Source organism: Streptosporangium sp. NPDC023615, assembly GCF_040640155.1.
GTDB lineage: Bacteria > Actinomycetota > Actinomycetes > Streptosporangiales > Streptosporangiaceae > Streptosporangium.
On the sequence record NZ_JBFABE010000008.1, the window covers coordinates 183,219 to 194,286 of the forward strand.

Sequence of the window (11,068 nt, forward strand, 5' to 3'; positions counted from 1 at the left end):
CCGGGGTGCGGTCCGGGGTGCGGGTCGATCCGGGGTGCGGGCCGGCCGGTGGTCAGCCGGTGGTGAGCCGGCACGCGGTGCCGGGGACGTGGTCGACCTGCAGGGTGGTGTGGTCGATGTGGAAGCGTTCGTGCAGCAGCGCGGCCAGCTCGCGGCGGACCAGGTGGCAGTCGCCGCCCGCGACGACGGTCACGTGTGCCGAGAGCGCGGGGAACCCGCTGGTCACCGTCCAGACGTGCAGGTCCTCCACGCCCGTCACGGCCGGGTGGGCGCCGAGGGCGGCGCTCACCTCGACCGGGTTCACCCCCTCGGGCGCGGCCTCGAACAGGATGCGCCCGGAGTCGCGCAGCAGGCCGTAGGCGGCCTTGGCCATCAGGGCGGCGACGACCAGGGCGGCGATCGCGTCGGCCCGCCCCCACCCGGTCAGCCAGACGACCGCGCCCGCGACCGCGGTGGCCACGAAGGCGTACATGTCGTTGAGGATGTGCTGGAACGCCCCCTCGACGTTGAGGCTGCTCCGGTCGGCCCTGGCGATGAGCCAGGCGGCGGCGGCGTTGACCGCGATCCCGGCCAGCGCCGTGACGAGGACCAGGGCGCCCTGGACCTCGGGGGGTTCGACGAGCCGCCGTACGCCCTCGTAGACGAAGTAGACGACGAGCGCCACGAAGGTCAGCCCGTTGATCGCCGCGGAGATGATCTCGGCGCGCTTCCAGCCGAAGGTGTAGGCGCCGCGGGCCGGGCGGGCGGCCATCCGCATCGCGACCAGCGCGAGCGCGATCGCCGCGGCGTCGGTGAGCATGTGCCCGGCGTCGGAGATCAGCGCGATGGAGTTGGCGGCGATGCCGATGACGACCTCTGCCGCCATGAAGGCGAGCAGCAGGACGAGCGCCCCCGCGAGGTAGCGGCGGTCGGTGTTCGCGCCGTGCCCGTGTCCGTGCCCGTGACCCATCGTAAGATCCACTTCGCCAATACCTGAACAGATGCTCATATGTTAAGCAAGGCCAGCCTAACACGGCAAGATCCGGCGTCCCGGCCACGCCCCGCGCCGGGCCGGCGGGCGGACGGGCGGGGGGACGATCGCGCCGGTGACCTCGTCCGCGCCACCGAGAACCCGCGCGCCCGGCGGGTGAGGGGAAGATACTAACTTTCGGCGTAAAAGCGATGACGAGCTTGTGCGGCCCGGACCTGGGCCTGCCTGGTCTTTCCTCCTATCTTGGGGTCTCTCGCCGTCCCGGGAGTGATCCGATGTCCTTCGTGCAGAGGGTTCGTGAGCAGGTGGACCGGCACGGGCACGGGCGGTCGTACACGTTCGTCACGGACCGCAGGGGCGAGCTCGCCGAATCCGGGCGCCTGACCTTCACCGAGCTGGACGCGCGGGCGAGGTCGATCGGCGCGTGGCTGGCGGACCGGGGGATGGCGGACCGGACGGCGCTGCTGCTCCACCCGGCCGGGCTGGAGTTCCTGGGCGCCTTCCTCGGCTGCCTGTACGCGCGGGTGGTGGCGGTCCCCTCACCGCTGCCGCAGACCGACCCCCGCGCGCTGGAACGGGCCGAGAAGATCATCAAGGACGCCGGGGTACGGCTGGTGCTCACCGGCTCGGCCGACCTGCCCGTGCTCGGCGCGTGGCTGCGCGAGGTCGGCCTGGACGGCACGGTCGAGTGCGTGGCCACCGACGCCCTCGACCTGCCCGATCCCGACGCCTGGACGGAGCCGGAGATCGGGCCGGGCACCCTCGCCTACCTGCAGTACACCTCCGGCTCCACCAGCGAGCCCCGGGGCGTCATGATCACGCACGCCAACCTGCTGCACAACGAGCGGGAGATCTGGCGGGCGATCGGCTCCCCCCGTGAGGGCGTCGGGGTGGGCTGGCTGCCGCACTACCACGACATGGGCCTGGTCGGCATGCTGCTCCAGCCCGTCTACGCCGGTGGCGACCTCTACTTCGCCTCGCCGATCGCCTTCGTGATGCGCCCCGCGCTCTGGCTGGAGATGATCGGCCGCTACCGGGCCGAGTACACCGTCGCGCCCGACTTCGCCTACGACTGGTGCGCGACCCGGGTCACCGACGCCCAGCTGGCCGGGCTCGACCTGTCCGGCCTGCGCTTCGCGCTCAACGGTGCCGAGCCGGTGCGCACCGGCACGCTGCGGGCCATGGTGCGCCGCTTCGGGGCCGTGGGCTTCAGCGAGAAGGCGTGGGCCCCGGCCTACGGCATGGCCGAGGCGACACTGGTGATCACCGCCACCCCGCTGGGACAGGGGCCGCTCGTCCGCCGCTTCGACGCCGCCGCTCTGGAGCGGCACGAGGCGGTCCCCGTGACGGACCCCGGGCCGGTCCCCAGGGTGGCTCCCGGGCCGGTCCCCACGGCCGACCCCGGGCCGGTCCTCACGGCGGCTCCCGGGCCGGTGCCCGTGGCGGGCTCCGCCCCGGACCCGGCGGCGGGCGGTGAGAGACCGGAGGGCCGGGGGGTGGAGCTGGTCGGCTGCGGCCGGCCGATCAGCATGTCGGTCCGCGTCGTCGATCCCGGTAGCGGCGCCGAGCTGCCGGAGGGCCGGATCGGCGAGCTCTGGGTGCGCGGCGAGAGTGTCGCGCGGGGGTACTGGCGGCGCGAGGACGCCACCCGCGACGCCTTCGGCGGGTACACCCCCGCCGGGGAGGGGCCGTTCCTGCGTACCGGGGACCTGGGCTTCCTGCTGGACGGCGAGCTGTACGTCACCGGCCGCATCAAGGACGTGGTCATCGTCAACGGGCGCAACCTCTACCCCCAGGACCTGGAGGAGGCCGCCCGGCGGGTGCACCCCTCGCTGGGCGCCGCCGCGGCCTTCGGGGTGCGGGCCGGGGACGAGCACGTGGTGCTCGTCCAGGAGGTCCGCGAGCGGGGCCTCGACGTCCCGGCCGGGGAGCTCGCCCGTGGCGTGCAGGGCACGCTGGCCGGCGCCTTCGGGCTGCCGTCGATGAGCGTGGCGCTGGTCGAGCGCGGCGGGGTGGGCAAGACCACCAGCGGCAAGATCCAGCGGTCCCGTACCCGCGAACTGCTGCTGGGCGGGGCGCTGCCCGTCGTGCACGCCGAGTTCACCGCGGCCGTCGCCGCGCGCGTCCGGCGGGGAACCGGCGTGCGCGTGCCCTCCCTGGCCGACGCGCGCGTCTCGTCCGAAGGAGCCTGAACATGTCCGCTGACACCGGGGCCGGGGCCGGGGCCGACGCCGTCCGCGGCTGGCTGACGGCCCGGGTCGCCTCCTACGTCGGGCGCCCTCCCGGGGAGATCGACCCGCTGGTGCCCATCGCCCGGTACGGCATGGACTCGGTCTACTCCCTCGGTCTGTGCGGCGACATCGAGGCCGAGTACGGGCTGCAGGTCGAGCCGACCCTCACCTGGGAGCACCCGACCGTCGCGGCCATCGCCGACCACCTGCTGGGAAGGCTGAGCGCGAACCGGTGAGGGGAGCGGAACGGTTCTCGGCGGCCGGGGCCGTCCTCGCCGGGCTGGTCTGCGGACGGCGCACGAAGTGGGCGGTGCTGCTCGTCTGGCTGGGCGTCGTCGCGCTGGCCGGCCCCCTGGCCGGGCGGCTGGAGTCGGTGCAGAAGGACGACATCGCCGCCTACCTGCCCGCCGGAGCCGACTCCGCGCAGGCCGTCAGGCGCGTCCTGGGCATGCGGGGGGAGAACCTCTCCCCGGCGACGATCGTCTACGAGCGGCCCGGCGGCCTCGGCGCGGCCGACGACGCCGAGATCGCCAGGGACGTGAAGGCCCTCGCCGGCGTGAGCGGAGTGGTGGCCGAGATGCCCACCCCCACCGGCGGCAGGACCTTCTCCCGCGAGGAGTTCGAGTGGGAGCTCGCCCCCTACCGGGACGCGCGGGGGCGGCTGCCCGAGCCGCTGCGGGCGGTCGAGCTGAAGTTCCACCCGCCCCGGCTCACCCGGACGGTCAGGCTGATCGCCACGCAGCGGTCCGCCGACGGCGAGGCCGCCCAGGTCGTCGTGATCGTCAAGGACCGCGGCGGAAGGGAGACGGCCGAGGTCGTCGAGCGGATCCGCCGGGTCGTCGACGAGGGCCGCCCGGCCGGGCTGTCCGGGTACGTCACCGGCTTGGTCGGCTTCCAGGCCGACGCGCTGGCGGTGTTCTCGACCGTGGACACCGACCTGCTGCTGGCCGCGCTGGGCGTGGCCGTGGTGGTGCTGCTGGTGACCTACCGCAGCGTCGTCCTGTGGCTCTTCCCTCTGGGCGCCGTACTGGCCGGGCTGGTCGTCGCGATGGGCGCCAACCAGGTGCTCGCATCCGCGGGCGTGATCACGGTCAGCAGCGTGGCGGTCTCGCTGCTCATGGTCCTGGTGATCGGCGCCGGCACCGACTACGCGCTGCTCGTCGTCGCCCGCTACCGCGAGGAGCTGCGCGGGCACGCCGACCGGCACGAGGCGATGGCGACGGCGCTGCGCCGGGCCGGGCCCGCGGTGCTGGCGAGCGCCGCGACGGTGATCGCCGCGCTGCTCTGCCTGGTGGTGGCCGAGCTCAACTCCACCCGGGGGCTCGGCCCGGTCTCCGCGGTCGGGGTGGCGAGCGCGATGCTCGCCATGATGACCCTGCTGCCCGCCGTCATGGTGGTGTTCGGGCGCTGGATCTTCTGGCCGCTCGTCCCGCGTCACGACCCGGACGCCGTACGGCCGCCCGCCGACCGCGGCCGGTGGGGCGCCCTGGGAGACAGGATCCGGGCGAACCCGAGGCGGGTGTGGGTCGTCACCGTCCTCGGCCTGTGCCTGTGCGCGTGCGGGCTGGTCTCCTACCGCGCGGGCGGGCTGGGCAACGCCGACGTCTTCCTCTCCCGGCCCGACTCGGTCCTCGGCCAGGAGGCGGCGAAGCGGCACTTCCCCTCGGGCGCGGCCGACCCGGTCCAGGTGGTCGTCACCGAACGCCACGTCAGGGACGTGGTCGTGGACGTCGCCCGGAGGCCCGAGGTCACCGCGATCACGCTGGGGTCGGCGGGCCGCGGTGACGTCCTGCTCAACGTGAGCCTGCGCGCGGCCGCCGACGAGGAGGCCGGGCAGCGCCAGGTGCTCGCCCTGCGCGACCGGCTGCGGGCGATAGCCGCCCCCGACGTCAACGTGGGGGGCAACGTGGCGCTCGTCGCCGACCTGGAGCGCGGGGCGCGACGGGACCGGGCGGTGATCATCCCGCTGGTGCTGCTGGTCGTCCTGACGGTGCTGGCGGCGCTGCTGCGCGCGCTCGTCGCGCCCCTGCTGCTGCTGGCCACGGTGGTGCTGTCGTTCCTGGCCACGCTCGGCGTCAGCGCGCTGGTCTTCACCCACCTGTTCGGCTTCGCCGGGGTGGACCAGGGCTTCGCGCTGCTGGTCTTCGTCCTGCTGGTGGCGCTCGGCGTCGACTACAACATCTTCCTCATGCACCGCGTACGGGAGGAGGCCCACCGCCACAGCACGGAGCGCAGCGCGGTCCTCGGCCTGGGCGCCACCGGCGGCGTGATCACCTCCGCCGGGGTGGTGCTCGCCGGGACCTTCGCGGTGCTGGTGGTGCTCCCGCTGACCCAGACCGTCCAGCTCGCCTTCGCGGTGGCCGTGGGCGTGCTGCTGGACACGATGGTCGTCCGGTCGGTCCTGGTGACCGCGCTCACCCTGGACGTGGGCGACGCGGTCTGGTGGCCGGGCCGTCTGGCCAGGGGGACGCGCTGGTGGCGCGGCGGGCCGCGCCCGCGCCCGAGGCCGGGGCCGGTGGTCCGGCCGCGGGTGATGCTCAGGCCGCGGCGGCTGGTGCGGCCCCGGGTGACGCTCGGTTCCGGCAAGGTCGTCCTGATGAAGCGCGAAAAAGTGGGAGGAGACTTTAGCGGTAATTGATAAAGGGCTTCATTGCTAGGCGGATCGCACCTGTGATTTACTTCCCGGTAACAAAGTCAGCGGATATGCATACACAATGCGTTTCTGCTTATTCAAGGTGCTGATACGCACCCATCAGGCATTTTTCCGCCCAGATGGAAAGCGTGGCGATGGTGTTCGGTACGAATTCCCCCCTGCCATTGTCCGCGGCGCAGAGTGGAATATGGGACGCCCAGCGGATCATCCCCGGTGAACCGCTGCACATCGCCCAGTACGTGGAGATCCGCGGTCCCGTCGACCCCGCGCTCTTCGCCTCGGCCGTGCGGTTCGCCGCGGCCGAGGTCGACGCCCTGCACCTGAGGATCACCGGCGCCGGGCGGGCCGCCGAGCAGGTCGTCGAGAGACGGGAGGTGCCCTGCCCGTTCCTCGACACCGGGGACGAGAAGGCCGCGCTGGAGTGGATGCGGGCCGACCTGAGCTCGCCGTTCCGCGAGGACGACCTCGTGGCCACCGCCCTGTTCAGGATCGCCCCCGACCACCACCTGTGGTACCTGCGCTGCCACCACGTCGTCATGGACGGCTACAGCGGGCCGATGATCGCCGCGCGTCTCGCCGAGGTCTACACCGCGCTGTCCGAGGCCCGCGACCCCGGCCCCGCGGCCTTCGGGCCGCTGGCCGCCCTGCTGGAGGAGGACGCCGCCTACCGCGCCTCGGCCCGCTTCGAGGCCGACCGCCGCCACTGGCACGGCAAGCTCGCCGGGCTGACCTCGGTGCCCACCCTCCACGCGGGAGGCGCGGGAGGCGCCGGCGGCGCGGGCGACACGGCGGGCGGCGCGGGCGGCGCGGGAGGCGTGGGCGGCATGGGCGGCATGGGCGGCACGGACGCCACGGCACGGTTCCACCGGTGCACCGGCACGCCCGCCGAACCGGACGCCGCCGCCCTCGCCGAGGCCGCGCTCGCGCACGGCACGTCCGTCCCGGGGCTCGTGATCGCGGCGGTCGCGGCCTTCGCCGGGCGCCTGACCGGCTCCCCGGAGGCGGTCCTCGGGCTGGCCGTCCCCGCCAGGGCCACGCCCGCCGCCCGGCACACCCCGGCCATGCTCTCCAACGTGCTCCCGCTCCGCCTGGACGTCCCGGCCCGGACGACCCTCGGCGAGCTGACCGGCCAGGTCAACCGGGAGGTCGGGCGGCTGCTGATGCACCAGCGCTACCGGTACGAGGACCTGAGGCGGGAGCTGCGCGCCACCCTGGGCGGGCGGTTGTTCGGGCCGGTCGTCAACATCATGCGCTCCGACCACGAGCTGAGCTTCGCCGGCCACCCCGCCTTCGCGCACCCGCTGCGCACCGGCCCGGTCGAGGACCTGTCGATCAACGTCTACGACGGCTCGGCCGGGCGCGGCGTCCGCGTCGACTTCGACGGTCACCCCGACCTGTACGCCGAGGCCGTGCTCGCCGACCACCACGGCCGCTTCCTGCGTTTCCTGGCCCGCGCCGTCAAGGCCGGTCCCGGCGTCCGCGTCGGCGCGGTGGACCTCCTCGACGAGTCCGAGCACGCGCTCCTGGGCGACTGGGGCACCGCGCCCCGCCACGTACCGCCCGCCACCGCCGTCTCCCTGTTCGAGGAGCGGGTACGGCGCGCTCCCGGGGCCCTCGCCGTCGCCGCGGGGGACGTCGAGCTCACCTACGCCGAGCTGAACGCGCGGGCCAACCGGCTGGCCCACCGTCTTCTCGCCCTCGGCGCCGGGCCCGAGCGCTACGTCGGCCTGTCGGTGCCCCGCTCGCCGGACGCGGTCGTCGCGCTCGTCGGCATCCTCAAGTCCGGCGCCGCCTACCTGCCGCTGGACCCGGACAACCCGCCGGAGCGCCTGGAGGCGATGCTCGCCGACGCCGCCCCGGCCGTCGTGGTCACCCGCGCCGACGCCGGGCTCCGCCCGCCGCCCGGCGTCGAGGTCGTCATGATGGACACCTGGACCGGCGAGGGCCTGCCCGGCACCGACCCGGTGACCGGCCCGCTGCCCGGTCACCCGGCCTACGTCGTCCACACCTCCGGCTCCACCGGCCGCCCCAAGGGGGTGGTGGTCACCCACGCGGGCCTGTCCGCGTTCGCGCGTACCCTGATCGACAGGTGCGCGGTGACGCCGGACAGCCGCGTCCTGGGGTTCGCCTCCGTCGGGTTCGACGGGGCGGTGCTGGAGTGGCTGATGGCGCTGTCGGCGGGGGCGGCGCTGCTGCCGGCGCCCGCCGGCGTGTACGGCGGCGAGCCGCTCGGCCGGTTCCTCGCCGAGGCGCGCGTCACGCACGCGTTCGTCACCCCGGCCGCGCTGGCGACCGTACCCGGGGGAACCGGGGACGGGGGTGGGGACGGGGGTGGGGCCCTGCCCGATCTGCGCGTGCTGCTGGTCGGTGGCGAGGCATGCCGTCCCGAGCTGGTCCGCCGCTGGTCCGCCGGGCGCCGGATGATCAACGTCTACGGCCCGACCGAGACCACCGTCGCCGTCACGGTCGGCGACCCCATGGCCTTCCCGGGCGACACCCCGATCGGCCGCCCCGTCCACGACGCCCGCCTGCGGGTGCTCGACGCCGGGCTGCGTCCCGTCCCGCCCGGCCGGGTCGGGGAGCTGTACGTCTCGGGGCCGAGCCTGGCGCGCGGTTACCTGAACCGGCCGGGCCTGACCGCCGAGCGGTTCGTCGCCGATCCCTGTGAGCCCGGCGAGCGGATGTACCGTACCGGCGACCTGGTCGCCTGGGACGCCGACGGGCAGTTGCGGTACGTCGGCCGCGCCGACCGGCAGGTGAAGATCCGCGGTTTCCGCATCGAACCGGGCGAGATCGAGGCCGTCCTCGCCGCCCATCCGGGAGTCGCCGAGGTGGCGGTGCTGGTCCGCCGCGACGCGGACGGGCGCGCCGGGCTCGGCCCGGGGAGCGGGCCCGGGGCGGACCCGCGGCTGGTCGCGTACGTGACCGGCGGCGCGGACGCCGACGAGCTCCGCGCCCACCTGAGGCGATCCCTGCCCGAGTACATGGTGCCCGCCGCGATCATGACGCTGGACGCGATGCCGCTGACCGCCAACGGCAAGGTCGACCGGCAGGCCCTGCCCGCCCCCGGTGAGGAGGGCCGCGGGGTCGAGGCCTCCGGGCGCGAGCCGCTGACCGATCGCGAGCGCCTGCTGACCGGGCTGTTCGCCGAGGTGCTCGGCCTGCCCCGGGCAGGGGCCGACGACGGCTTCTTCGATCTGGGCGGCGACAGCATCCTGGCCATCGGCCTCGTCTCCCGGGCCCGCGAGGCCGGGCTCGTCCTCACCCCCCGGCAGGTCTTCCGGCACCAGACCCCGGAGGCCCTCGCGCTCGTCGCGGAGGGGACGGCCGCCGGCGCGGACGGCGTCGGCGGCCCGGCCGGTGTGAGCGGCCCGGCCGGCGTCAGCGGCGACGCCGGTGCGAGTGGCGGGGGCGGTGCGGGCGGCCCGGACGATGCGGGCGGCCCGGCGGGTTCGGGTGACAGGGCCGGTGAGCGTAGTGGAGCCGTCGCGCCGACGCCGATCGTCGCCTGGCTCGGCGAGGACGGCGGGCCGATCGGCGGATTCAGCCAGAGCGTGCTGCTCCGCGTCCCACCGGGGCTCGGTCTCGCCCGCCTGACGACCGCGCTCCAGGCCGTACTGGACCACCACGACGCGCTGAGGCTCAGGACGGTCGCGCCGCCCGTGCCGGTGGAGTCGCCGGTGGAGTCGCCCATGTCCACGCGGGAGCGCGGGACACCGGAGCTGGAGATCTCCCCGCCCGGAACGGTCCGCGCCGCGGACTGTGTGCGCCGGGTGGCGGTCCGCGGCGACGCCTTCGAAACCTCCGACGGGACCTTTGAAGGGGGCGCCGGCGGGGGCTGCGGCGGTGCCTCCGACGGGACCCGCGGCGATGCCCCCGGCGGGCTCGACGCGGTGGTCGTCCGGGAGAGGGAGCGCGTCAGGGGGGAACTGGACCCCGGGGCCGGGCGGATGGTGCGGGTCGTCTGGTTCGACCCCGGGCCCGAGCGGTCCGGGCGGCTCCTGCTGACCGTCCACCACCTGGCGGTCGACGGCGTCTCCTGGCGCATCCTGCTGCCCGACCTTCTCACGGCCTGGATCGCCGCCGGGAAGGACACGCCCGTACGCCTCCCCGCGCCCACCACCCCCTTGCGCACCTGGGCACGCCTGCTGCACGACGAGGCCGTGACCCCGGAGCGGGTGGCCGACCTGGCGGCCTGGACCGCCCTGCTGTCCCCGGCGTCGTCCCCGTCACCGGAACGGCGCCGGGAACGCGGGAAGCGCCGGGAGCACCGGGAGCACCGGGAGCACGGGGGACGCGGGGAGCAGCGGGAGCGCCGGGAGGGGGACAGGCCCGGCCGGGGGACGTGGGGCGGACGCCGGGAGGCGGTCGTGGAGATCCCCGCCGAGGTGGCGGGGCCGCTGCTGGGCAGGGTGGCCGTGGCCTTCCACGCGCGGCCCGACGAGGTGCTGCTCGCCGGGCTCGGGGCGGCGGTCGCCAGGTGGAGCGGGCGCAGATCCGTCCTCCTCGACCTGGAGGGGCACGGCCGCCACGAGTTCCTCCCCGGCGTGGACCTGTCGAGGACCGTGGGCTGGTTCACCGTCGTTCACCCGGTCAGGCTCGACGCCGGTCTCCTCGACTGGGCCGACCTGACGCGCGGAGGGCAGGCCGCCGGGCAGGCCGTCAAGCGGGTGAAGGAGCAGCTCCGGGCCCTTCCCGACCCGCTGGGCTACGGCCTGCTGCGCCACCTCAACCCGGACACCGCGCCGGTGCTCGCGGCCCTGCCCCGGCCGGAGATCGGCTTCAACTACCTCGGCCGGATCACCCCCTCGGGCGGGGACTGGGAGCCGGTCGCCGAGGGACTGTCCGGCGGATGGGACGACGACGCCCCGCTGAGGCACGGCATCCAGATCGACGCGATCGCCCTCGGCGACGTCCTGCGCGTCACCTGGACCTGGGACCCCGCGCGCCACGCCGACGACGCGATCGACGAGCTGGCCGCGTCCTGGGCGGAGGCGCTGACCGGCATCTCCCGGCACACCGGAGGCGGGCTCACCCCCGGCGACGTCATGGTCCCGCTCACCCAGGACGACCTCGACGCGCTGGGTCCCGGCGTCGAGGACGTCTGGCCGCTCGCCCCGCTCCAGCGCGGCCTGTTCTTCCACTCCCTGCTGGAGACGGACGTCTACACGGCGCAGCTCGTCCTGGAGATCGAGGGTCCCCTCGATGTGACGT

The 11,068-nt window shown here is 74.9% G+C and carries 5 protein-coding genes; 4 read left to right on the forward strand and 1 reads right to left on the reverse strand.

Features of this window, described 5'->3' with window-relative positions; genetic code table 11:
• Positions 1-52: 52 nt before the first annotated feature.
• The gene (locus tag AB0G16_RS09535; protein WP_362801286.1) at positions 53-949 is read right to left on the reverse strand and encodes a cation diffusion facilitator family transporter; all 897 of its coding nucleotides are present in this window, start codon (positions 947-949) and stop codon (positions 53-55) included.
• Positions 950-1,245: 296 nt separating this feature from the next.
• On the opposite strand from AB0G16_RS09535, the gene AB0G16_RS09540 reads away from it, so the two are divergent.
• The 4 genes from AB0G16_RS09540 to AB0G16_RS09555 all read left to right on the forward strand — a co-directional run.
• A complete protein-coding gene (locus tag AB0G16_RS09540; protein WP_362801289.1) occupies positions 1,246-3,162 on the forward strand; it encodes an AMP-binding protein in 1,917 nt (638 codons plus the stop codon).
• Positions 3,163-3,164: 2 nt separating this feature from the next.
• Positions 3,165-3,437: an acyl carrier protein gene (locus AB0G16_RS09545; protein WP_362801292.1), complete on the forward strand. Its 273-nt coding sequence runs from the start codon at positions 3,165-3,167 to the stop codon at positions 3,435-3,437.
• Positions 3,434-5,839 carry an MMPL family transporter gene (locus AB0G16_RS09550; protein ID WP_362801295.1) on the forward strand — a complete coding sequence of 802 codons (2,406 nt, stop codon included), beginning with the start codon at positions 3,434-3,436 and terminating at the stop codon, positions 5,837-5,839. Before AB0G16_RS09545 ends, AB0G16_RS09550 begins: the two co-directional genes overlap by 4 nt.
• A 179-nt stretch (positions 5,840-6,018) precedes the next feature.
• On the forward strand, positions 6,019-11,068 hold a 5,050-nt coding region (locus tag AB0G16_RS09555; RefSeq protein ID WP_362801298.1), incomplete at its 3' end, for an amino acid adenylation domain-containing protein.